Origin of the sequence: Thalassotalea agarivorans (genome assembly GCF_030295955.1) — a bacterium.
GTDB classification, from domain to species: Bacteria; Pseudomonadota; Gammaproteobacteria; order Enterobacterales; family Alteromonadaceae; genus Thalassotalea_D; species Thalassotalea_D agarivorans.
Map to the genome: position 1 here is coordinate 289,133 of NZ_AP027363.1, position 22,158 is coordinate 311,290.

Consider the following 22,158-nt stretch of genomic DNA (forward strand, 5'->3'; position numbering starts at 1 on the left):
TTTTAATTATGTTTAGTTTGCGCGTTTTTCTATTTCATCCAACATACTGCGGATGTCATTTATTTCTTGACGCGTCGTATTATCGTCAATAGCTCGTTGAACTAGACTTGACGTAGATCCACCAAATGCTTTGCGAATCAAATCCTTGACTAGGGAAGATTGCGTAATCATTTGGCTCTCTGCAGCAGAGTATACATGAGCACGGTTGCTTTCGTCTCGGTTAACAAGCGATTTTTCGTGCATAATTTGTAAAATCTTTAATACCGTCGTATAGCCAGTGTTTTGGCGTTTACTTAATGTTTCATGAATCTGACGTACAGTCGCCGGACCGATCTCCCACAAAATATTTAGTAACGTCAACTCAGCCTCGGTAGGCTTAGTACCGTTTTTCTCTCTCGCCATAGATAATTTCCTTTGCTTTAAAGTGAGTGGGTCTTCACTTTATGTCTAGCGGTAGGCATTACTGGAAGTAACCAAATAAGCTAGCGGAAAAGATAACCACTCATATATCTTTTTTTACGAACTGCATCGTACCGTTAGTTTCGTTTTAACTCAACTGTTTTTTAACAATTGACAAATAAAAAGCTATAAGCTGTTGTTATTATTTTAAAATAATTTTTAATTCTTGAATTGTGCTAGCAGGGGTATTAGTTATTATTGCATCGACGCCTAGCGCATAACATCGTTCAATATCTTGTGCTCGATCTACGGTATACACCCATACGTACAGTCCATTTTTTTTCGCGTCATCAACAATTTCTTTATTTAAGCAATCTATGGTGACATGTAACCCTGATGCATTAAGCTTCGTCGCAAAACCCGACAGACTGAGTGGGCAGCTTGCTGTTAACGGCGAAACTGGAAAATCAGAAATTTTGTTAGCAAGGTATCCAATTAGCGGGTGATTAAATGAGGAGACAATCAACTGCTTTGGCTTAAAGTTAAAGCTTGTGGTGGCTTCGTACAGTGTTTGTTCAAGCACGCGACAAAGCCTAGCTAGCGTATTTTTATCACAATCGGCAGTCTTAAGTTCGATGTTGACGATGCAACGACCATTAATGCGTCTTAGTATTTCACTGAGCAAAGATATGTGTTGGTTTTGAGGCAAAGCAATTTGTTGCAGCTGCTTTAAGGTAAAATCGTTTAAGTCGCCATCAAGCGAGCTAATGCGGTCAATGTAATGATCGTGGCAAACAATCAGCTCACCACTTTTATGCAGATGCACATCAAGTTCAATGCCATCAGCCCCTTCGACAAGTGCTTGTTCAAAGGCAAGCACTGTGTTTTCTGGGCAGTTATGACTTGCGCCTCGATGTGCAACAACCAGCATCTATTTAACCATATCAGCGAAGTGCTCGCCTAAGCGTGTCACAGTTTCTGGGCCAGCGTCTGTATTGAATTCGACCATATTTGGTTCAAACGTCGCAATAACGGTAGAGCCTAATTTAAATCGGCCCATTTCGTCGCCTTTCTCGAACGTGATTGCGCCGATACCTTCTGCCGGATATTGCCATCTAAAAATATCTTTACCTGCGGGTGGTGTAATCGTGCCAGCCCAAGTTGTTTCGATACTTGCGACAATGGTCGCGCCGACTAATGTCATTGACATTTGGCCATGCTCGGTATCAAAAATACACACCACGCGTTCATTGCGTGCGAATAAATCTGGCACATTTTGAGCAGTTAGTGGATTCACCGAAAATAGTTCACCTGGTACATAGATCATTTCACGCAGCGTTGCTTTCATCGGCATATGGATACGGTGATAATCTTTTGGTGCTAAATAAATACACGAAAACTTTCCACCTACAAAAGGTGCTGCAGTTGCTTCATCGCCACCGAGTAAACTGGTTAAGCTGTAATTAAAGCCCTTTGCTTGAATTAATTGGCCATCAACAATATCACCTTGTTGGCTGATAGCGCCGTCGACAGGGTAACAAAGTGTGCTTGCATCTTGATCGATTGTACGAGCACCTTCTTCTAGCTCACGTGTAAAAAAGTCGTTGAATGTTTTGAAGTCAGACGCATTTTTCAGTTTTGCCTCTGCCATGTTGATGCCATAAGCTTTAATAAAGCTTTCAATGGCTTTGGTCGTTAACCAGCCCATTTCAGCGGCAGCTAACTTGCCTACTAGGCGTGAAATTAAATGCTTTGGCATTGCGTATTGCAATGCAATTTTAACTCTATCTAATGACATGATTGTCCCTGTTACTACTCTAGATCGCGTGATCATACGCGCGTATAGTGAGTTAACTCATTGCGCATATTGTGACTAACCCTTACAAGGGGGATTAATTGAAGCGCGATGTTAACGTATTTTCATCTAAGCTAGAAATTATACGATGAAAACTATCTAAACGCTCTTCATAAATTTTACCAGATTGTACCGCTGCTTGTAGGGCGCAGCCTGGATCATTAAGGTGCTTACAATCTCTAAACTTACAGTCCCCTAAAAACTCTGCAAATTCAACGAAGCCATTAAATACTTGCTCTGGTGTTAGGTGCCATAAGCCGAATTCTCGAATGCCAGGTGAGTCTATCAGGTCGCCACCATCTGGGAAGTGAAACAAACGAGCAACGGTTGTGGTATGTTGGCCAAGCCCAGAATTTTCCGAAACATCTTTAGTGATCAAATCCAACCCCGGCATTAAAGCGTTAGTTAACGTTGATTTACCTACCCCCGACTGACCAACAAAAATTGAGGTCTCATCGGCTAATTTTTGTTTCAGCGCGTCAATACCATGGCCAGACTCACTGCTGGCAAACATAATCTCATAACCTATATCGCGATAGATATTGAGACTTTCTTCGATAATATCAGCGAGCTCGTCATCTAATAAATCGACTTTGTTTAATAAAATAGTTGGCTTGATGCCAGTGTTCTCACATGCAACAAGGTAACGGTCAATAATGTCGCTATTGTAGGCTGGTAGTACCGAAGAGACGATAATGATTTGACTGATATTGGCGGCAATGGGTTTTACGCCATCATAAACATCGGGCCTTGCTAGTGTTGAACTACGATCTTTTACCGCTTCAACGACACCGCTTACTGTATGCTTTGTTTCTTTTCCTTTTCGCCATAAGACTTTATCGCCGCAAACAAGTGAGGTGATAGTGCGCCTGATGTTGCAGCGAAAAATGTCGCCACTGCTATCTTCGATATCAGCATGCTGACCAAAACGGCTAATCACCACACCGTCAATCGGTGCAGAAAGCTCGTCGTCTAACCATTGCGTCTGGTCTTGTTTGGTATTGAGCTTCTTAGCACGATTCTGCTTAATGCGTCGCGCTTGCCCTTTTGTCAGTTTTGTCTTTTTGGCCACTAATTATTGTCTTAAATCGTTTCTCTGTTTAAATGCATTGAGAAGAAAGAATGATCTGCCGTATTATACTGATTAATTTATAGTTGAGCTAATATGCAATTAAAATGGGTGAATCAATGTCCAAGAATGATACGAATTTGATTTGGTTAGATCTGGAAATGACGGGTTTAGAACCGGCGGTTGATGTAATTTTGGAGATCGCAACAATCGTCACAGATAGCGACCTTAACGTGTTAGCAGAAGGGCCAGTGTTTGCTATTCATCAGAGCGATGAAGTGTTGGAAAACATGAACGAATGGTGCATTGAAACGCATGGTAAATCTGGCCTAACACAGCGTTGTAAAGACAGCACTACCGATTTAGCAAGTGCAATGGCCGAAACTACCGCTTTTGTTGCACAGTATGTTGATAAAGGAAAGTCGCCGATGTGCGGCAATAGTATTGGTCAAGATCGCCGTTTTCTAAACAAATATGCTCCAGACTTTGAAGATTATTTCCATTATCGCAATTTAGACGTGAGCACGATCAAAGAATTAGCGCGCCGTTGGAAGCCTGAAGTGTTGAAAGCGGTTAAGAAAACAGGCACCCACTTGGCACTTGATGATATTAGAGAGTCGATAGAAGAACTCAAAGTTTACAGAGAACTATTCTTCAAACTTTAATTGATAATGTGCAATAAATACTTGCAGGTCTGACCAGTATGAGCCATTATGAAGCAAGTATAGCGTTTATAAGAGCTGAGTTATGGCTAATCGTTTAAATAAAGCCGTTCAATTTGTCTACAAAATGCCCAAGGCATGGCATTCGTTTTTGCTGACTAAACTGTTTAACACGCAGGTAAAGTATGCAGGAACATCGAAAATCAAACTGTTGAAAGTGAGTGAAGAGGAAGCAATCCTTACCATTCCTAACAAAAAGCCAATTCAAAATCATATTGGTGGGGTTCATGCTTGTGCTGCGGCATTACTTGCTGAATCAACAACGGGCATTGTCGTTGGCGTGAACTTGCCAGACGATAAAATCCCGCTGATCAAATCGATGACGATAAAGTACAAAAAGCGCATGCAAGGTGGCTTAATCGCAAAAGCGACACTATCTCCGGCATATATTGCGCGTATGAAGAATGAGGAAAAAGGTGATTTCATCGTGCCAATCAACATTGTTGATGAAAGCGGTGAAGAACCTATTGAAGCGCTAATGGAATGGGCGTGGATATCAAAGAAAAAGTAGTATTTAAAAACGAAAAAGCGAGCTTAGTAGCTCGTTTTTTTTGTTGAATTTATACATGTAGTAAGTAACAAATTGGTTAGGAACACTGTACATTGTTTTAGTCAGTGCTGTGATTGGTGTAACTTTGTTTGATTTAAACTACGTTATCATGTCTGCCTGTCGGCAAGGTTAATCGAACTAAGGTGCCTGAGTTATCAGAAGAAATTGAAATTGATATATCAACTTTTTCGCATAAACGCTTAACTAAAGATAAACCTATTCCAAAACCTGCGCTTTGCTCTCCTTTTACGCCAGTCCGGTATACATCTTTGTATATTTCAGGTGCGATCCCTTCGCCGGAATCTCGAATATCTAAACGATTATCTTGATAGGCGATGTTAATAACCCCTTGCTGCGTATGTTGAAAAGCATTAGCGAGTAGATTACCAACGATCATAGCAAGTGCTTGTTTGTTAGATACTAGGCATACATCTCTTGATACGTCTAGATGCAATGCTATATCTTTGCCTTCCAATAACCCGTGGTGTTCAACAATACATGCTTCGAGTAGTGGTAAAAGCGAAATAGTTTCCTGCTCAAAATCAGTTTCTCGTGCTAACGCGAGCAGAGCGCTAATAAAAGACTGCATTTGCTTTTGCGCATCGGCAATTCGGTTTATTAGCGTTATCTGATCCGGTTGCAAATCGGTGCCTTTAATCAGCGTTAAAGCGCCATCACTGATGGCTATAGGGGTGCGAAGCTCGTGCGATACGTCCCGAGTGAATTGCTGTTCCCTTTGAATAAACTGATCTATTCGATGCATGGCAAGATCGAGTTTCTTTGCAAAAAGTCCAATTTCATCATGTGCAAACGAATCTGAAAATCCGCTCGGAATTGTCTGTGCATCCACTTCAGACAACACATCCATTAAATTATCTATAGGCTTAACAATACGTTTTGCTAGTCTCCAAGACACAAACGCAACGACACATGCTGTTAACAGTAAAAAGATAAACTGGGTTTTAAACATGCCACTTTTCATATCCCGAACAATGAGATACTCGCTAACTTCCGCCACTAAGTAACCACTATCTAGTGCTTTTAGGTGGTAGTGTTTATCGTTGTCGCCTGGAAATTCAATACGATTTGGTTCTTCGTTTAGTAAGCCTTGAATTGCCTTTGGCAACTCATTTTTAGAGGCATAAAAGCTGACAAAGGACAGATTTGGCTCAGGCATTTGCCCGTTTTCAATTTGTTGTTGAACATGTGACAATTCGCTTTTTAATAGTTTGTCGAACAACGAATCTTCTACTAGATACGAAAACAGCAAAGACAAAGCTGATAGAACTAAAAAGATAATGGCCGAGCTAGCAATAAAATAAACAAAAATGCGAGACCGAATTTGATTTGAAAACATCTTCACCTCTATAGATCTAAACTAAATCCAATGCCGTGCAAGGTTTTAATTAAAGGTTGTTGGAAAGGTTTATCTAACGCTTTTCTTAATTGATAAAGGTGAGAGCGCAGTGCGTCAGATGAGGTTTGGTCATCTCCCCAAATACGTTCGCACAATTCACTGCGAGTAACGGCTCTGGGGTGTGCTTCCATTAGAATATGTAAAATGCTAAATGGAATAGGTTGCAGATGGATTTTATGTCCCGCTCTAATGACCTGTTTTGTGGAGATATCTAAACTGAGCCTTTGCTGCGCAGTGCCAAGTGATAGTACTTTCGGCTTATGCAAAGAGTGCCGCTGCGCGAGCGCAATGACCCTGACATATAGCTCTTCCAGTGCAAATGGTTTCGTTAGATAGTCGTCAGCACCCTGTGCAAAGCCTTTCAACTTATCGTCAAGTGTATCTCTAGCTGTAAGCATTATGATGGGTATATGTCGTTGCGATTTTTCGCGCAATTGCTGACAAACAGCTAGGCCATCCATCTTTGGCATCGCAACATCCAACACAACGACATCATAGAAATTTTCGAGCGCAAGACTTGTAGCTTGAAGCCCATCGTAGGCAAAATCTAGTTGCAGATTTTTTTGCTCGAAGAAGGTTGCGATATTTTTGCTTATCGCAACATTATCTTCCACGATGAGCACTTTAAGCGCACTATTGGTCATTTAAACCAACCTGATAATTGATTGTAGTACCCTGTTGGTAACACATGTCCGCCGTCAAATTGGATGTGTTTTTTGTCATCGATGGCAATCATTTCAAACAACTCTTGGTTTTCTGATTTAGACGCGTATTCGTCATCATTGGCTGTCACTAACCATAGCGTATCGACATTGATTGCTCTAGCGAAATTTTTGGGCGCTACAATGGCTGTTTTGTCGTCGAGGTAAGGCGGAACTATCGACAATACATGCTCAATTCGTTGGTCTGTGCTGGCTAATAAGAGCGAGACTTGCGCACCCATGCTATAGCCGGCCACATGAGTTTGTTCTTTATCAAATTGCGATTGGTTGTCCATCCAATCGAGTAAAACGCGGTAATCTTTTACTGTATCTACAACCATCTGTTCATAGGGATCTCGTTCACCCCAAAAGTGCATGTCATCCATAATATCGATAATACTATATGCTGCATCTTTTCGTTTACCGTGATTTCGGCTGTCGATAGCAATTACTATATAGCCGCTTTCGAGCGCTTGCTCAGTGATTTTGTGAGTTTGCTCTAGTGTTGGACGTTGTTTAAAGCTGTCCATCCACCAGCGATTTTCACTGCGTCCCATCGCATGAATGCCAATTAATACAGGATACTTATCGTTGCTATCGGCATGAACATTTACAGGGTATTGAATGCGACCATTTACATTAGCACCGTCAAAACTAGTGTAGGTAAAGCTATAGCTATTGGCCGATTGCTGCTGCATCTTCATATTTATCGCACTGGTTTGATATTGATATCTCTTTGCGATGATTTCAGGGTTTACTTGATAGTCTTTCAATCCCCAAATTGCATACCAAATCGCCCCGAGTACTGCTAAAACGCCAATAATAGATGTCATCATTTTTTTCCAATTTTGCTTTAGCCAGTTCATGATTTTGTCGCCTCATCAAGCAGGATGTTAATCTGTTCGTTTTCAGGAAACTTAGTTTTTGAGTGCTTCAAAACGTTGATAGCTTGTTGTGGATTGTTTTGGTCTAAATAGGTTTGTGCAATTGCGGTATATAACATTGGATGGTCAATATCTTTTGACGTTAACTCCATTAGCATTAACGCAACGTTGCGCTCAGCTTCAGTATTGGCATATTTACTTTGGTAAACACCGAACATGGCCAGTAGCATAGGGCTGTAATCTTGCTTGCTGGTCTCAAAAGTTTGCTTTGCAGCCTGACTATCAACATAAAACTGCTCTACTAGTTTTATTGTATTGTCGTCTTTGAATTGGGGCAGATTGTCTGTGGCTAATCCCAACTTTTCAACAACCGCAATAGCGCTATCTGCCGTTGAAAAAGGATTTTGTCCTGTCACTAAACGGCCATCAATGCTTACTTGATTTAGCATCAATCCATCTTTTATTAGTTGAGCGCCTTGTGCCTTTATTTGATCCTCTAATGAAAAAGGTAATTGCCATTTCTTGGTAAACGCTTGTTCCTCAAGGTTGGTAAAAGCTGATATTCGCTTGCCTGCAAGTAGATATTCTCCATTGCTAAGTTTTATATCCAAAAGCGCGGCAGGACCATGGCATACTGCAGCAACAATACCGTTTTGCTCATAGATTGATTTGATCAATTGTTTTAGCTTTTGGTCTTTAGCCAAGTCATACATTGGTCCTTTGCCTCCAACCACGTATATGGCGTCATACATGTTTGGATTGATGGTGCTCAATGATTTGGTTTGTTTTAGCAATGTGACTGCTTGCTGATCAGTAAGAAATTGTTTGTTGTAAGGTTTTTCAGTGTCAAAATTGTCTGTAATGAGTTCACCGCCACTTGGCGAAGCAAATGTTACGTTAGTACCTGCAGACTTAAATACAAGGTATGACTTACTCATTTCATCAAATTCATAACCAGGCTTTATCAGCTCTCCTTGCTCATTTTTTTCGCCGTAACTACTCAGTACCATTAAAATATTTTTGTTATCTGCTTGCGCTGAATTGCCCAAACTACAGATTAACGTAAACAAAGTTATTGCTAAGTTTTTTTGAAATTTTGTTTTCATTTGTGTGCTCCATTGTTTTGTTAGGAGGACAATGTAGCAATGTGGATGTGAAGAGAGTGTGAAGATGGGGCTAGCTAAATTTGGCTGGTCCTTGTTTAGTTGCTCACTGGGTTTCACATATAACCACCTAATCCTACGGATAATTTTGCTTGCCTTTCGTTATTACCTGTATATACTGACAATACTGTACGTAAAAACAGGTTGGGTAAATGAAGCCGTTAACGCCACGTCAATCACAAATCTTTGATTTAATTAAAGAGAAAATATCCGAAACAGGTATGCCACCCACACGCGCGGAAATCGCCGACTTTTTTGGCTTTAAATCAGCTAATGCCGCAGAAGAGCATTTAAAAGCGCTGGCTAAGAAAGGCTACATTGAAATGTTGCCTGGCACGTCGCGTGGAATAAAGTTGGCCGACGAGTTCTTAGAAGAAGAGGGGCTTCCGTTAATAGGTCGTGTAGCTGCGGGCGAACCGATATTGGCGCAGGAGCATGTTGAAGACAGGTATCAAATCGATGGGGCTTTATTTCATCCACCGGCAGATTACTTACTGCGTGTAAATGGCGAAAGCATGAAAGATATCGGCATTTTAGATGGCGACTTATTAGCAGTACATCAAACCACTGACGTACACAATGGGCAAGTTATTGTTGCGCGTGTTGAAGAAGACGTCACCGTAAAACGCTTTAAAAAAGAAGGCAATGTCGTGTATTTGCATGCTGAAAACGAAGATTTCGCGCCAATTAAAGTTGATTTAGCGCATCAGCCTTTCTTTGTAGAAGGTATTGCTGTAGGTGTTATTAGAAACGCTGATTGGATGTAATAACTGCTCTTAGTATGTTGTTTATATAGAAAAGACCCTTAAGGGTCTTTTTTTGTACAAAAAATAACCTCTTTATTCTGCTCCCTTTCAACTTTTTTCACTTTTTTTGATAAATTGATTATTTATTGAACTAAGCGCTATCCTTTATTACTTCTAGTTATAGAGTTATTACTCCATTGTTATTAAAGCAAAATTTGCAATTGCTTGCGATAAAAGGACTAGATCTTGTTTATTTTTTAAGTAATTCTAGTATGGAATTTAACCGCATTGTTAAATCAGAATAAATAATTAAAAAAAACCAGATCCTGGTACTCATACAACAAGAAATGGGCGAAAAATATCGAGAAATACGTTTTCTCATAGGGGATTTTTCGCACTGCTAACCGGGCAGGAGGATAACTCGCGTGATTAGACGTAATCTAGCGTTGCTGTTAATTTCAGGTTTGTTCGCTAATAGTGCAATGGCACAGTCGAAATACAACCTGACTGAGGGGGTAACAGCAATCAGTAAGGAAGTATACGATCTCCATATGCTTATCATGTACATTTGTGTCGTGATAGGTGTGATCGTATTTGGTGCGATGTTTTGGTCAATGTACTTTCATCGCAAATCCAAAGGTGTAAAAGCTGCAACATTCCATGAAAGCACAAAAGTAGAAATACTTTGGACCGCAATTCCCATTATTATTTTGGTTGCTATGGCTATTCCTGCCACGCAAACGCTAATCAAAATGGAAGACAATTCTGCTGCAGATATGACTGTGCAAGTAACAGGCTCGCAATGGAAATGGCACTACAAGTATTTTGAAGAAGATATTGAATTCTATTCTGTTTTATCTACGCCTCGTGACGAGTTCGATGACCTAGACGGTGTCGCCTCCGATAAAGGTGAAAATTACCTATTAGAAGTAGATAAGCCTCTTGTTATTCCTACCGGCAAGAAAGTTCGATTTGTTATTACCTCTGACGATGTTATTCACTCTTGGTGGGTACCAGCGTTTGCGGTTAAACAAGATGCTAATCCAGGTTTTATTAACGAAGCTTGGACAAAAGTTGATGTACCAGGTGTATATCGCGGCCAATGTGCTGAGCTTTGCGGTAAAGACCATGGTTATATGCCAGTTGTCGTCGAAGTAAAATCACAAGAAGACTATGACGCCTGGGTTGCTGAGCAAAAAGAATTGCAAGCTCAAGCGGCAGAAGCGGAAAAAGCCTCGCTTAATGCTCAAATGACCATGGATGAAGCGATGGACTTAGGTGAAACTATTTACGTAGCGCATTGTGCAGCGTGTCACCAAGCTTCAGGTCAAGGTTTACCGCCGGCATTTCCTGCCCTTAAAGGTAGCCCAATTGCGTTAGGCGATGCGAATGCACATATCGATATTGTATATAACGGTAAAGCGGGCACTGGTATGCAAGGCTATGGTAAACAACTTAGCTTGAAAGAACTTGCAGCTGTTGTCACCTATGAGCGAAATGCTTGGGGTAACAATGTCGGTGATATTGTGCAAGCATCTGATGTACAAGCATTCACTACTGGCGGTGGTGGAGCGGATTCTGCCCAGGCGCCAGCGCAAGCCGAAGAAGCAGCGTCTGTTGAAGAAAAACCTGCTGAAGATTTAACAAAAGTCTACTCAAAAGATGAGCTAATGACCCTTGGCGAACAAGTCTACATGCAAGCATGTGTTGCTTGTCATCAAGCTGGCGGTCAAGGTTTACCACCTACATTCCCGTCACTACTGAAAAGTCCAATTATTACCGGCGATGTAACAGCACACATTGATATGGTGCTTAACGGTAGTAAGAAAAATCCTGCAATGGCTGCGTTTGCTAATCAATTAACAAAAACAGAAATTGCAGCTGTCGTTACTTACGAGCGAAATGCTTGGGGTAATGATACAGGTGACGTCGTTCAACCAGCAGATGTTGACGCTGTAAGTGCGAAATAGGGGAGATAATAATGACTACAGATGTAATTGATTCGCACCATGACGATCATCATGATCACAAACCAACAGGATTAAAGCGCTGGTTACTTACAACTAACCATAAAGATATCGGCAGCTTGTACTTGTGGTTTGCATTCATCATGTTTTTGGTTGGTGGTGCTATGGCCATGGTGATTCGCGCTGAATTGTTCCAGCCGGGTCTACAAATTGTTGAGCCAGATTTCTTTAACCAAATGACCACCGTGCATGGTTTAATAATGGTCTTTGGTGCCATTATGCCGGCCTTTACCGGGCTTGCGAACTGGATGCTTCCTATGATGGTAGGTGCACCAGATATGGCATTGCCACGACTTAACAACTGGAGCTTTTGGATTCTTCCATTTGCCTTCTCTATTTTGTTAGCGTCGTTCTTTATAGGTTCAGGTGCACCAAACTTTGGCTGGACCTTCTACGCGCCGTTATCAACAACATATTCAAACGGTAGTACCGCCTTCTTTGTATTTGCGGTTCATATTATGGGTATTTCATCCATTATGGGTGCGATTAATATTGTCGTAACCATTATGAATATGCGTGCGCCAGGTATGACCTACATGAAGATGCCGCTTTTTGTTTGGACCTTCTTTATAACCGCTTACCTGCTTATAGCCGTCATGCCGGTGCTGGCAGGGACGGTGACTATGGTGCTAACTGATACCTATTTTGGTACTAGTTTCTTTGACGCAGCCGGTGGTGGTGACCCAGTATTGTTCCAGCATATTTTCTGGTTTTTTGGGCATCCTGAAGTGTACATCATGATCTTGCCAGCATTTGGTATTGTATCGATGACCATTCCAGCGTTCTCTCGTAAGAAATTGTTTGGATATTCATCAATGGTATATGCAACAGCGTCAATCGCGTTCTTGTCATTTATCGTTTGGGCGCATCACATGTTTACCACAGGTATGCCGCTCTTTGGTGAACTCTTCTTCATGTATTGCACCATGTTAATCGCCGTGCCAACAGGCGTTAAAGTGTTTAACTGGGTGGCAACTATGTGGAAAGGGGCGATTAGCTTTGAAACACCAATGTTGTTCTCAATAGCATTTGTTATTTTGTTTACGCTTGGTGGCTTTTCAGGCCTGATGCTGGCAATCGTACCTGCTGATTTCCAATACCATGACACTTACTTTGTTGTTGCTCATTTCCATTATGTATTGGTTACAGGTGCACTGTTCTCAATCTATGCTGGCGCCTATTACTGGTTGCCGAAGTGGACAGGGTACATGTACGACGACAAGCTCAGTAAATGGCATTTTTGGTGTTCATTGATATCGGTAAATCTACTGTTCTTCCCAATGCATTTCTTAGGCTTAGCGGGTATGCCACGTCGTATTCCAGATTACGCGTTGCAGTTTGCTGACTTTAACATGTGGGTCAGTATCGGTGGCTTTGCCTTTGGTTTATCACAGCTAATTTTCTTAGCGGTCGTGATCAAGTGTATTCGCGGTGGCGAAAAAGCGCCGGCGAAACCTTGGGATGGTGCTGAAGGGTTAGAATGGACTGTGCCAAGTCCAGCGCCTTACCACACCTTTGAAACACCACCTAAAATCGATTAGGAGGCGATATGTCAGACAATAGGCAGCAAGCAGTTAATAAAAGCGTTAAAAAACTAGTTCTCGTTGTATTTGCAATGTTTGGTTTTGGCTTTGCTTTGGTGCCTTTGTATGACGTGTTTTGTGAGATCACCGGGTTAAATGGCAAAACCTCTGGCGAAGCTGCTCAAGTTTCTACTGCAGGTATCGATGAATCGAGGGAAGTTACCGTTCAGTTTATTAGCCATTTAGCCAAAGGTATTCCTTGGAAGTTTGAACCTATGGTGCGCGAAATTAAAGTGCACCCCGGCGAAATGAAAGTGGTTAAGTTCTATGCCCTTAACCAATCAGAACGCGACATTATAGGTCAAGCTGTTCCTTCGGTATCTCCGGGCCAAGCAGCAATCTATTTTCAGAAAATAGAATGCTTCTGTTTTAATCATCAGCCATTGAATGCGCAACAAGACGTGGAAATGGCATTGCAGTTCTATATCGATCCTGAACTGCCTAAAGATATCAACATGCTGACCTTGTCGTACACCTTGTACGATATAACGGCGCAAGTTGATTCGTAAGATAGGGGAAGAGTTGTGACAACAAAAGAATACGAATCGTATTACGTACCTGCCCAAAGTCACTGGCCAATTGTTGGCGCCGTGGCACTGTTTTTAATTGCGATTGGTGCAGGTAGCTACGTATCGGGTATGGCTACAGGTGAAACCACCTTTGGCGCTGTTACCTTGTGGGCCGGCATTGGCGTCATCGTATATATGATGTTTGGCTGGTTTAATAACGTTATTACTGAATCAATGGCAGGTAAATATAGCCATCAGATGGACAATTCATTCAAGCAAGGGATGAGTTGGTTTATTTTCTCTGAAGTAATGTTCTTTGCTGCCTTTTTTGGCGCATTGTTTTACGCCCGCATGTACGCAGTACCTTGGTTAGGTGGTGACGGTAATAATTTAGCGACTAATGAAATACTATGGCCGGAATTTGTTGCTGAATGGCCACTAATTAAAACGCCAGATGGCACAGAAACAACAGCTATGGGTTGGTACGGCTTACCACTAATTAATACCCTAATATTGTTGGCGTCATCGGTTACTGCACATTTTGCTCACGTATCGCTAGAGCAAGAAAAACGTGGACAGTTAAAATTCTGGTTAGGCTTTACCGTTTTACTTGGTGTGATTTTCTTATTCTTGCAAGTCGAAGAATACATGCACGCCTACTCGGATGAAATGCGCCTTTACTTAACTAGTGGTATATACGGTAACACGTTCTACTTGCTGACTGGCTTCCACGGTATGCATGTAACGTTAGGTACCATTATGTTGATCGTTATGTTCATTCGTATTTGGAAAGGACATTTCACCAAAGACAACCACTTTGCGTTTCAAGCCGCAAGCTGGTACTGGCACTTCGTTGATGTTGTCTGGGTACTACTGTTTGTTTTTGTCTACATTTTGTAGCAACAAACAAACTATCTTGGATGGGGGTTAGGTGTAATAACCCCCGTTAATATCAACACCACAAGTAATAACACGATAGCAGCAGAAAACATCACTCTGCGTCCGATAAATTTGCTCATTGGTGGTTTGTTTGGATTGTTACTGTTCATCACAAACAAGGCGCGAAACAAGTTAAAAATCATCAACGCAAGTAGCAGTAGAATTAACCCTTTTATCCACATAGTAGAACGTATCCATATTAGTAATGCTTCAAAACATAGTATCAAAGATTCGCCTTCCTTGGTTATTTTTTACACTAGCCGTAGCGGCTATTTTATTGAATCTGTCCCATTGGCAATATGAACGCAGTATTGAAAAGAAAATACGTGAACAAAAGATTAGTCAGTATCAGCAACAGCAGCCCGCAAGCGTAGTAAAAGTTCAGCAGTTAATGGCTGATGATTTTGACGTCAATGACTTACCTATGCAGGTCACAGGCCACTTCGATAATGAACATGCCTACTTGTTAGATAATCAAACCTTGGAAGGTCGCGTTGGCTACCGCGTGCTTAAAGTACTAGTGAGCGAAAATGTTAGGGTGTTGGTGAACTTAGGCTGGGTGGCTGCGCCAAAATATCGCGACCAATTGCCAAAAATCGATGCGATTGATGGCCAACATACCATACGGGGTCATATTCGTATTATTGAGCAAAACATCACCTTAGCGAATGAAACTCAGCACAATCAATGGCCTATGCGAATTCAGCAAATAGACTTGGATAAAATATCCTCACTAATCGGTCAAAAACTGTTGCCCTTTGTCCTCTACTTAGATAAAAAAGAAGTATTGGGATACCAAAAAAACTGGCAGCCAATTGTCATGCCATGGCAAAAACATCAAGCCTATGCAGTGCAATGGTTCGCGCTAGCAATCGCTTGGCTTAGCTTGATGTGCTGGGCTGCATTTCGTCATAACAATAAGAAGCGGTAACCAGATGAATCAACAAGAAAAACAATCTGTAAAAAAATCTCGTAGACAGCTATTAATGCTACTAGCTGTATTTATTATTCCTGTTATCGTGGCAAAAATTGCGCTGTCCAATGCATGGTTATCGGAAGCTGTCACCAACAAGGGCGAATTAGTCGATAACATCGAACAGGTGATCACCTTTTCCAACGATAAAACAGATGAAAAATGGTTGTTGCTCGTTAAAGTCGACCAGCAATGTGGTGACTACTGCGCGAGTTACATGCAAACCATAGAAAACACCTACACAGCGTTAGGTAAAGAAATGCCAAGAACAGTGCCAGTTGCACTGGTAGGCGATCAGGATACAGGCGCTTTTACTGCAACACCAAAATGGTATATGGCTACAAAACAAGCAGACAAAACCGCCTTATTTCAATCGGACTATGTCTATGTTGTTGATCCACTCGGTCGCGTCATCATGCGTCATCACATTCCTACAAACAGTGAAGCATTACCGGCCATGGGCAAAGCTATCCTCGCTGATATGAAGAAGTTACTGAAGTATTCGAGGATTGGTTAATGTTTAATTTAAGAAAACTGGTCTTTGTTGCCATTTTACTCGCTATTGTTGTTGTCTCGTTGGGCGCTTATACGCGTTTAACCCATGCAGGCTTGGGCTGCCCTGATTGGCCAGGTTGTTATGGTTTAATCGATGTGCCTGAAACGCCAGAACAAATTGCAGCCGCAGAAAAAGCCTTTCCTGAACGACCTGTAGAACCACAAAAAGCATGGAATGAAATGATCCATCGTTATTTTGCCGGAAGCTTAGGCTTGTTGATTGCTTGGATAGCTTTTGTGTCAATTAAAAAACGAGAGTTTGGCTCACCCGTTAAGTTGCCAATACTATTACTCATTATCGTTACTTTCCAAGCCGTATTAGGTATGTGGACCGTTACCATGAAGCTAATGCCGATAGTGGTTATGGCTCATTTATTAGGTGGCTTCACTACGCTGTGTTTGCTGTTTTTACTTTATCTGCGGCTAAACCCTTACCGCATTCGCAGCGGCGATAAAGCTGCGCGTAAATACAAAAAATATGCCGGTATCGGCATTCTAATTCTTACTATCCAAATAGCTTTAGGAGGCTGGACGTCGGCCAATTATGCTGCCTTAACTTGTACGGAATTACCTATTTGCCAAGACGGTTGGGTTGAGCGTATGACTTGGGGTGATAGTTTTGATCCTATACCGCCAGAGCGTGAGACCTATGAGTATGGTTTTTTAACGCACAACGAGCGTTTAACTATTCATGTCTTTCATCGTATTGGCGCCATCATTACTGCGCTCTATTTAGGCTGGTTGGCACTGATGGTTATGCGACGCTCGCAAACCTATTTCTTCAAACAAAGTGCTGGCATTGTTGCGGGGTTACTTGTTATTCAAGTGATGCTTGGCGCGTCAAATGTCTTTTATTCTTTGCCACTGTTTATAGCCGTTAGTCACAATGTGGTTGCAGCATGCTTGATGATGGCAATGATCGGGCTCACCTATAGCTTGATGCGGAAAACTTAGGAGTAAGATCATGTCAAAATCTACCACAGTTAATGTCGTTGCATCTCCTCGCGCAAGTTGGCGTGATTACTATCAAATCACAAAACCACGCGTTGTGGCCTTACTTGTATTAACCGCATTGGTTGGTATGTGTTTATCTACGCCGGGCGCTATTCCTTGGCAACTGTTGGTTAATAGTATGCTTGGTATTTGGTTATTATCTTCGGCCGCTGCGGCGATTAACCATATCGTAGACGAAAAAATAGATGCGGTGATGAAGCGTACCTATAAAAGGCCAATGCCAAACGGCAAAATTACGCCATTTAACGCCATCTTCTTTGCTTGTATTCTAGCTTTTAGCGGCTTCACATTATTGTATGTGGCGGTTAACCCGTTGACCGCGTGGCTTACTTTATCCGGTTTAGTTGGCTACAGCGTTATCTATACCATGTACCTAAAGCGAGCAACGCCACAAAACATTACCATTGGCGGTTTAGCTGGCGCTATCCCTCCATTATTAGGTTGGACGGCAATGACCAATGAAATACACGGTCATGCGCTATTGCTTGTGCTTATCGTCTTTACTTGGACACCACCACACTTTTGGGCATTAGCTATTCATCGCAGAGACGACTATGCCAAGGTCAATATTCCTATGTTGCCTGTAACACATGGTATTGAATTCACTAAAACACAGGTATTGTTATATACCATCTTGTTGTTTGTCGTTTGTTTGATCCCATATTTGGTTGGCATGAGTAATTGGCTGTATTTAGTTAGTGCGGTGGTGCTTAACAGTATCTTTTTCGCCTATGCCTGGAAGCTTAAGTTTTATCCGGAAGAAAGCACAGCGATGGATACCTTTAAGTTTTCTATTGTGCATTTAATGCTTTTGTTTATCATGCTGCTGCTCGATCATTATTTATTACCGGTGTAACTTGTGAAGAAACTGCTTTACGTCATTCTTGCGCTTACCGCTGCCATTTTAGGTGCTGTGGTTTTTAATCAATTGTCGCAAAAACCAAAGCCCACACACGCGCTTTTTTACGAAACACCACGCGCGGTATCGGCGTTTGCATTAACCGATCATTTAGGTCACACACTCGATAAATCTTGGCTGGAAGGGCATTGGACCTTCGTCTTTTTAGGCTACACCTCGTGCCCAGATATATGCCCAGCAACGTTGCAGAATTTGAATTTTGCTTATCCTAAGTTGAAGCAAATAGACGATCGCGCACGTATTGCTTTAATGTCAGTAGACCCGTTGCGTGACACAGCGGAAAAATTAGCACTGTATATTAATTACTTTAATCCTGAGTTTGTCGCCATGACCGGCGACCACGCCACACTTTACCCGTTAGCCCGCGAAATGGGCATGATGTATTCCATAGTCGACACCGTACAAGAATCATATTATACCGTCGACCATAGCGCTTCTGTGGTACTGTTTAACCCCGCGGGCAATATTGCTGCGGTGTTTAAAACCAAACATGCACTTGGTGAAATCCCTACGGTTAATCCAGCCGATGTGGTGGAAGATTTTGATCGCATCGTTGCTTTGTCTGAAGGCTAGTTTGCCGCATTGACCATTGCTCGACCCTTATCTAGGCTTAAATCATTCTAACGTTTCGGTTTGGAGATTTTATGCGCTTAATATTGGCTTTGTTCATACTTGGCTTTCCTGTCATTGCTTTGGCACAAACGCCTTTCGGTAAATGGAAAACCATTGATGATGATACCGGTGAAGCTAAATCCATCGTCGAGATTTATCAAAAAGATGGCAAGCTTTATGGCAAGATAGCCGACTTGCTTCAAAAACCTAACGATACCCTTTGTGATAAATGCCAAGGCGACCTAAAAGATAAGGTGCTTGTTGGTATGGATATTATTTACGCTATGGAACAAGATGGTGACAAATATAGCGAGGGTGAGATTATGGACCCTGAAAACGGTAAGTATTACGACTGCAAGTTGTGGCTTGATGACAAAAATACGCTTAAGGTCAGAGGCTACATTGGGTTTTTCTACCGCACTCAAACGTGGTACAGAACAGAATAAAAACAGCTGCGTGCTGCGATTAATGAGCTGCGAGCAAAAACAAAAAAGCCAGTTGAGATTTAAACTGGCTTTTTTAGTCTTATTTTCGAAGCCCGAAGCCCGAAGCCCGAAGCCCGAAGCCCGAAGCCCGAAGCCCGAAGCCCGAAATGCTATAAGTGATACCAACTTCCATCTTCTTTCAAAATAAACCAAGGCTTTGAATACCAATAGTATCGACCTGGCTTACTAATGCTCGGTGCGGTGCAATTACAACGTTGGCGACCTGGCGGCAATGGGGCGCTAAAGTCTATGCGAAATTGATTGTCGCTGATCCAATTAATTTTCTGTTTACCAAGACCAGAGATAAAACACGCCACCATAGATTTATAGAAATCATCCACTTCTAACGTAAAAGTAACCGATTGTGTTTCACCCACTTTATAGAGCGTATTAGCTTGTTCGCCTTCAAGCGAGATATTAAAAGCCAATGAATTTAATTTATCGCGCAAGGGGCGCAGTTTGTCATAAGGCTTAGAGGCGGGAAAGCGAGGAATAGAGCTTAAATCAGTGTTCAAACCTACGGCACCAGACTGCTGCGATAATGAAACAAAACCCTCATCTAGCAGCGCTTTTTGCATATTCGGCACATATTCACCATAGGGGTAGGCAAAGTACTTCCAGGTTTGGCCGGTTTCATCCAAAATCTTTTGCTCCGCTTGTTTTAGTTTGTCAATGTACTGAGCAGTCCACGCAGACTCTTCCATGCCATCTGAAATGCGCGCCATCGAATCGTGTTCCCAACCATGGTTGGCAATTATCGCGCCTTCATCACCCATTTTCTTGAGTTGCTGCCAAGACAAATAGGATTTAGAACCTCGGTTCACAATGCCAGGATTAACGAAGATGGTGTAAGGGTAGTTATATTTTTTAAGGATAGGTACGCCATTTTCCAATATGTCGGTATAAGCGTCATCAAAAGTAATGACAACGGTTTTGTCTTCCAACGCTTCTCCCTTCTTCAGACGTTCAACCATCTCAGACAGGGCAATCACTTTAAAATCGTTGTCTTTAAGAAATTGCATGTGTTTTTCAAACTGCGCTGGCGATATACTGGTGCTTGCAGGCGTACTATCACTAACATGGTGATATTGCAGAATGACCGATGCAAATGTTGCTGGCGAAAGCGCAATAAGCCAAAGAGAGAGCAACAGGGATTTCATGTGTATTCCTTAAAAATAAACGGCACTATAAAAATATATAACTTAAACAGCTAGATAGGAAATTATTTGTTAAATAAGTCAGAGATAAGCTTGCACAAACAGCTATTAACCTTAGCGATTCCGATGATCTTATCGAATATCACTGTACCCCTGCTAGGCTTGGTGGATACAGCTGTTTTAGGGCATTTATCGCAGCCTTACTTTCTTGGAGGAAGTACGATAGGTGTGATGCTAATCACCTTTGTTACTTGGTTGTGTGGCTTTTTACGCATGTCTACTACTGGGCTAGCGGCACAGGCCTATGGCAAGCAAAATAATGAAGAAAATACTTATGTCTTGTTCAGAGGTATTGTTGTCGCACTGGCTATTGGATTAGCGGTTATCGTATTGCAAATTCCGTTTATTAGTTCAGGTTTACTGATTGCGGGAGGCAGTGAACAAGTTCAGTTTTATGCCCATCAATATGCCAGCATTCGTGTCTATGGCTTGCCGGCGGCACTCGCCAATTTAGTGATTTTAGGCTGGCTTTTAGGCAACCACAAAGCGAAAGCCGTGATGTGGTTATTGATATTAACCAATTCGGTTAATCTAATATTAGATATCTTGTTTGTTGTGGTGTTTGATTGGCAGGTAAAAGGTGTAGCTTGGGCAACATTGATCGCTGAATATTCGGGGTTCTTAGTCGCTGCGATTTATATTTTTAGACTTAAACGCACTCAAAATACCGAAGTATCGCTGTCGCTATTTAAGAAAGTCGCTGAGCTTAAATCGCTGACCACGTATTTTAAATTAAACGGCGACATTTTAGTGCGTACGATTTGCCTGCAAATAAGCTTTTACTTTATTACTTTTCAAGGGGCCAGATTAGGTGATGTAGTGGTCGCTACCAACGCCATATTAATGAACTTCATATTACTCATCTCATTTGGGTTAGATGGCATCGCCAATGCGGCAGAAGCGATGGCGGGTAAAGCCTATGGAGAGTCTGCGAAAGCCAAATTAAAACAAGTTGTTACAACATCTTTGTGGTGGACGGGTATGCTAGCTATAGTGTATTCGTTAATGTTTGTTTTTGCAGGGGAAGCCATTGTTGGCTTGTTGTCGGATATCGATAGCATCATCGCATATGCAGACGATTACTTGTGGTGGATGGTGATCATACCACTATTTGCTTGTTGGTGTTTCCTATTTGATGGAATATATATAGGGTTGATGCAAGTTAAAGTGATGAGAAACACTATGGCGTTAGCCACTTTTGCGGTGTTTTTCCCTGCTTGGTACTTAACTTCATCATGGGGAAATCATGCATTGTGGTTCGCTATGTCGATGTTTATGCTGTCTCGTAGCGTATTTTTATGGTGGCATTACCGATTTAAACTGTTTGAACAACTATCTTTTAAGGCCGAAACATGAATGTTCAATTAGCAGACGAAACTACGTCTTTAGTACAAATAGCGCAGGTATTACATGAATTGCGCCCCCAATTTTCAGCAGAGAATATCCAAAGCCAAATCAAAGAACAAATGGCCGATGGTTATCAAATTGCCTATGTAGAAGAGGCCGGGGAAGTCCTTTCGGTAGCAGGTTTTGTATTTGGCAAAAAGCTTGCCTGGGGTAAGCACATATACGTCGATGACTTTGTTACCACACAAGATCAACAATCAATGGGGGCAGGTAAGTACTTGCTTGATTGGTTAAAACAGCATGCAAGAGATCACGGCTGTCAGCAATTGCATTTAGACTCAGGCGTACAACGATATATGGCGCACAAATTCTATTTACGAGAAGGATTTATTATTGCTAGCCATCACTTCTCGGTATCACCTTTATAGAATGCTGCGTGCTGCGGGATGTTAGCCGCGAGTAAAACGAAAAA

General features: G+C 41.8%; 25 protein-coding genes. 15 read left to right on the forward strand and 10 right to left on the reverse strand.

Annotated elements, in window-relative coordinates; translation table 11 throughout:
* Positions 1-12: 12 nt before the first annotated feature.
* The 4 genes from QUD85_RS01285 to rsgA all read right to left on the reverse strand — a co-directional run bounded on the left by QUD85_RS01285 (position 13) and on the right by rsgA (position 3,326).
* Positions 13-402, reverse strand: coding sequence for a BlaI/MecI/CopY family transcriptional regulator (locus tag QUD85_RS01285; RefSeq protein WP_093332028.1), 390 nt, complete (start codon positions 400-402; stop codon positions 13-15).
* A gap of 199 nt (positions 403-601) precedes the next feature.
* Positions 602-1,330 (reverse strand): glycerophosphodiester phosphodiesterase, encoded by a 729-nt coding sequence (locus QUD85_RS01290; RefSeq protein WP_093332024.1) that lies wholly within the window; start codon positions 1,328-1,330, stop codon positions 602-604.
* On the reverse strand, positions 1,331-2,197 hold the full coding sequence (gene asd, locus QUD85_RS01295; RefSeq protein ID WP_093332021.1) for an archaetidylserine decarboxylase: 867 nt from the start codon (positions 2,195-2,197) through the stop codon (positions 1,331-1,333).
* A 94-nt stretch (positions 2,198-2,291) separates the two neighbouring features.
* Positions 2,292-3,326 (reverse strand): small ribosomal subunit biogenesis GTPase RsgA, encoded by a 1,035-nt coding sequence (gene rsgA, locus QUD85_RS01300; RefSeq protein ID WP_093332018.1) that lies wholly within the window; start codon positions 3,324-3,326, stop codon positions 2,292-2,294.
* A gap of 116 nt (positions 3,327-3,442) precedes the next feature.
* On the opposite strand from rsgA, the gene orn reads away from it, so the two are divergent.
* Positions 3,443-3,988, forward strand: a complete 546-nt coding sequence (gene orn / locus QUD85_RS01305) for an oligoribonuclease (RefSeq protein ID WP_093332077.1) — start codon at positions 3,443-3,445, stop codon at positions 3,986-3,988.
* 82 nt (positions 3,989-4,070) lie between these two features.
* Positions 4,071-4,556: a DUF4442 domain-containing protein gene (locus QUD85_RS01310; RefSeq protein WP_093332016.1), complete on the forward strand. Its 486-nt coding sequence runs from the start codon at positions 4,071-4,073 to the stop codon at positions 4,554-4,556.
* 133 nt (positions 4,557-4,689) lie between these two features.
* Here QUD85_RS01310 and QUD85_RS01315 read toward each other — a convergent pair whose 3' ends face one another.
* The 4 genes from QUD85_RS01315 to QUD85_RS01330 are packed head-to-tail and all read right to left on the reverse strand — an operon-like array spanning position 4,690 to position 8,703.
* Positions 4,690-5,952 carry a sensor histidine kinase gene (locus QUD85_RS01315; RefSeq protein ID WP_093332014.1) on the reverse strand — a complete coding sequence of 421 codons (1,263 nt, stop codon included), beginning with the start codon at positions 5,950-5,952 and terminating at the stop codon, positions 4,690-4,692.
* A gap of 8 nt (positions 5,953-5,960) precedes the next feature.
* Positions 5,961-6,656 carry a response regulator transcription factor gene (locus QUD85_RS01320; RefSeq protein ID WP_093332010.1) on the reverse strand — a complete coding sequence of 232 codons (696 nt, stop codon included), beginning with the start codon at positions 6,654-6,656 and terminating at the stop codon, positions 5,961-5,963.
* Positions 6,653-7,579: an alpha/beta hydrolase family protein gene (locus QUD85_RS01325; RefSeq protein WP_093332008.1), complete on the reverse strand. Its 927-nt coding sequence runs from the start codon at positions 7,577-7,579 to the stop codon at positions 6,653-6,655. The genes QUD85_RS01320 and QUD85_RS01325 overlap by 4 nt, the downstream gene beginning before the upstream one ends.
* The gene (locus QUD85_RS01330) at positions 7,576-8,703 is read right to left on the reverse strand and encodes a type 1 glutamine amidotransferase domain-containing protein (RefSeq protein WP_093332005.1); all 1,128 of its coding nucleotides are present in this window, start codon (positions 8,701-8,703) and stop codon (positions 7,576-7,578) included. Before QUD85_RS01330 ends, QUD85_RS01325 begins: the two co-directional genes overlap by 4 nt.
* Before the next feature lie 209 nt (positions 8,704-8,912).
* On the opposite strand from QUD85_RS01330, the gene lexA reads away from it, so the two are divergent.
* The 5 genes from lexA (at position 8,913) to QUD85_RS01355 (ending at position 14,525) form a co-directional block, all read left to right on the forward strand.
* On the forward strand, positions 8,913-9,527 hold the full coding sequence (gene lexA, locus QUD85_RS01335) for a transcriptional repressor LexA (protein ID WP_093332002.1): 615 nt from the start codon (positions 8,913-8,915) through the stop codon (positions 9,525-9,527).
* Between the two features lie 461 nt (positions 9,528-9,988).
* Positions 9,989-11,476, forward strand: coding sequence for a cytochrome c oxidase subunit II (coxB, locus tag QUD85_RS01340; protein ID WP_093332074.1), 1,488 nt, complete (start codon positions 9,989-9,991; stop codon positions 11,474-11,476).
* Between the two features lie 11 nt (positions 11,477-11,487).
* Positions 11,488-13,074: a cytochrome c oxidase subunit I gene (gene ctaD / locus QUD85_RS01345; protein WP_093332000.1), complete on the forward strand. Its 1,587-nt coding sequence runs from the start codon at positions 11,488-11,490 to the stop codon at positions 13,072-13,074.
* 8 nt (positions 13,075-13,082) lie between these two features.
* The gene (locus QUD85_RS01350) at positions 13,083-13,625 is read left to right on the forward strand and encodes a cytochrome c oxidase assembly protein (protein ID WP_093331997.1); all 543 of its coding nucleotides are present in this window, start codon (positions 13,083-13,085) and stop codon (positions 13,623-13,625) included.
* Positions 13,626-13,640: 15 nt separating this feature from the next.
* Entirely contained in the window at positions 13,641-14,525 is an 885-nt protein-coding gene (locus QUD85_RS01355; RefSeq protein WP_093331995.1) for a cytochrome c oxidase subunit 3, read from the forward strand.
* An 11-nt stretch (positions 14,526-14,536) separates the two neighbouring features.
* Here the strand turns inward: QUD85_RS01355 and QUD85_RS01360 are convergent, their stop codons facing one another.
* A complete protein-coding gene (locus QUD85_RS01360; protein WP_093331994.1) occupies positions 14,537-14,746 on the reverse strand; it encodes a DUF2909 domain-containing protein in 210 nt (69 codons plus the stop codon).
* Between the two features lie 23 nt (positions 14,747-14,769).
* Between QUD85_RS01360 and QUD85_RS01365 the strand changes: the two genes are divergently transcribed.
* From QUD85_RS01365 to QUD85_RS01390, 6 genes are all read left to right on the forward strand, one after another.
* Positions 14,770-15,495, forward strand: a complete 726-nt coding sequence (locus tag QUD85_RS01365; RefSeq protein WP_093331992.1) for an SURF1 family protein — start codon at positions 14,770-14,772, stop codon at positions 15,493-15,495.
* Positions 15,496-15,499: 4 nt separating this feature from the next.
* Positions 15,500-16,054: a hypothetical protein gene (locus QUD85_RS01370; RefSeq protein ID WP_093331990.1), complete on the forward strand. Its 555-nt coding sequence runs from the start codon at positions 15,500-15,502 to the stop codon at positions 16,052-16,054.
* On the forward strand, positions 16,054-17,046 hold the full coding sequence (locus QUD85_RS01375; RefSeq protein ID WP_093331987.1) for a COX15/CtaA family protein: 993 nt from the start codon (positions 16,054-16,056) through the stop codon (positions 17,044-17,046). The genes QUD85_RS01370 and QUD85_RS01375 overlap by 1 nt, the downstream gene beginning before the upstream one ends.
* A gap of 10 nt (positions 17,047-17,056) precedes the next feature.
* Entirely contained in the window at positions 17,057-17,962 is a 906-nt protein-coding gene (cyoE, locus tag QUD85_RS01380; protein ID WP_093331985.1) for a heme o synthase, read from the forward strand.
* Between the two features lie 3 nt (positions 17,963-17,965).
* On the forward strand, positions 17,966-18,598 hold the full coding sequence (locus tag QUD85_RS01385) for an SCO family protein (protein WP_093331982.1): 633 nt from the start codon (positions 17,966-17,968) through the stop codon (positions 18,596-18,598).
* Between the two features lie 71 nt (positions 18,599-18,669).
* Positions 18,670-19,083, forward strand: coding sequence for a DUF2147 domain-containing protein (locus tag QUD85_RS01390; protein ID WP_093331980.1), 414 nt, complete (start codon positions 18,670-18,672; stop codon positions 19,081-19,083).
* Between the two features lie 149 nt (positions 19,084-19,232).
* On the opposite strand, the gene QUD85_RS01395 is transcribed toward QUD85_RS01390, so the two are convergent.
* Positions 19,233-20,282 (reverse strand): polysaccharide deacetylase family protein, encoded by a 1,050-nt coding sequence (locus tag QUD85_RS01395; protein WP_093331976.1) that lies wholly within the window; start codon positions 20,280-20,282, stop codon positions 19,233-19,235.
* A 66-nt stretch (positions 20,283-20,348) separates the two neighbouring features.
* On the opposite strand from QUD85_RS01395, the gene QUD85_RS01400 reads away from it, so the two are divergent.
* Together QUD85_RS01400 and QUD85_RS01405 are read left to right on the forward strand one after the other, a co-directional pair.
* A complete protein-coding gene (locus QUD85_RS01400; RefSeq protein ID WP_245732148.1) occupies positions 20,349-21,695 on the forward strand; it encodes an MATE family efflux transporter in 1,347 nt (448 codons plus the stop codon).
* The gene (locus QUD85_RS01405; RefSeq protein ID WP_093331974.1) at positions 21,692-22,114 is read left to right on the forward strand and encodes a GNAT family N-acetyltransferase; all 423 of its coding nucleotides are present in this window, start codon (positions 21,692-21,694) and stop codon (positions 22,112-22,114) included. Before QUD85_RS01400 ends, QUD85_RS01405 begins: the two co-directional genes overlap by 4 nt.
* Positions 22,115-22,158 lie beyond the last annotated feature (44 nt).

Excerpts from the sequence above, each read along its gene's own strand:
- QUD85_RS01375 (WP_093331987.1), top strand. The coding sequence starts at position 16,054 with ATGTTTAATTTAAGAAAACTGGTCTTTGTTGCCATTTTACTCGCTATT.
- asd (WP_093332021.1), bottom strand. The coding sequence starts at position 2,197 with ATGTCATTAGATAGAGTTAAAATTGCATTGCAATACGCAATGCCAAAG.
- ctaD (WP_093332000.1), top strand. The coding sequence starts at position 11,488 with ATGACTACAGATGTAATTGATTCGCACCATGACGATCATCATGATCAC.
- QUD85_RS01360 (WP_093331994.1), bottom strand. The coding sequence starts at position 14,746 with ATGTGGATAAAAGGGTTAATTCTACTGCTACTTGCGTTGATGATTTTT.
- cyoE (WP_093331985.1), top strand. The coding sequence starts at position 17,057 with ATGTCAAAATCTACCACAGTTAATGTCGTTGCATCTCCTCGCGCAAGT.
- lexA (WP_093332002.1), top strand. The coding sequence starts at position 8,913 with ATGAAGCCGTTAACGCCACGTCAATCACAAATCTTTGATTTAATTAAA.
- QUD85_RS01395 (WP_093331976.1), bottom strand. The coding sequence starts at position 20,282 with ATGAAATCCCTGTTGCTCTCTCTTTGGCTTATTGCGCTTTCGCCAGCA.
- QUD85_RS01390 (WP_093331980.1), top strand. The coding sequence starts at position 18,670 with ATGCGCTTAATATTGGCTTTGTTCATACTTGGCTTTCCTGTCATTGCT.
- QUD85_RS01315 (WP_093332014.1), bottom strand. The coding sequence starts at position 5,952 with ATGTTTTCAAATCAAATTCGGTCTCGCATTTTTGTTTATTTTATTGCT.
- orn (WP_093332077.1), top strand. The coding sequence starts at position 3,443 with ATGTCCAAGAATGATACGAATTTGATTTGGTTAGATCTGGAAATGACG.
- QUD85_RS01365 (WP_093331992.1), top strand. The coding sequence starts at position 14,770 with ATGCTTCAAAACATAGTATCAAAGATTCGCCTTCCTTGGTTATTTTTT.
- QUD85_RS01285 (WP_093332028.1), bottom strand. The coding sequence starts at position 402 with ATGGCGAGAGAGAAAAACGGTACTAAGCCTACCGAGGCTGAGTTGACG.
- coxB (WP_093332074.1), top strand. The coding sequence starts at position 9,989 with ATGGCACAGTCGAAATACAACCTGACTGAGGGGGTAACAGCAATCAGT.
- QUD85_RS01350 (WP_093331997.1), top strand. The coding sequence starts at position 13,083 with ATGTCAGACAATAGGCAGCAAGCAGTTAATAAAAGCGTTAAAAAACTA.
- QUD85_RS01310 (WP_093332016.1), top strand. The coding sequence starts at position 4,071 with ATGGCTAATCGTTTAAATAAAGCCGTTCAATTTGTCTACAAAATGCCC.
- QUD85_RS01330 (WP_093332005.1), bottom strand. The coding sequence starts at position 8,703 with ATGAAAACAAAATTTCAAAAAAACTTAGCAATAACTTTGTTTACGTTA.
- QUD85_RS01325 (WP_093332008.1), bottom strand. The coding sequence starts at position 7,579 with ATGAACTGGCTAAAGCAAAATTGGAAAAAAATGATGACATCTATTATT.
- QUD85_RS01290 (WP_093332024.1), bottom strand. The coding sequence starts at position 1,330 with ATGCTGGTTGTTGCACATCGAGGCGCAAGTCATAACTGCCCAGAAAAC.
- QUD85_RS01405 (WP_093331974.1), top strand. The coding sequence starts at position 21,692 with ATGAATGTTCAATTAGCAGACGAAACTACGTCTTTAGTACAAATAGCG.
- QUD85_RS01370 (WP_093331990.1), top strand. The coding sequence starts at position 15,500 with ATGAATCAACAAGAAAAACAATCTGTAAAAAAATCTCGTAGACAGCTA.
- QUD85_RS01320 (WP_093332010.1), bottom strand. The coding sequence starts at position 6,656 with ATGACCAATAGTGCGCTTAAAGTGCTCATCGTGGAAGATAATGTTGCG.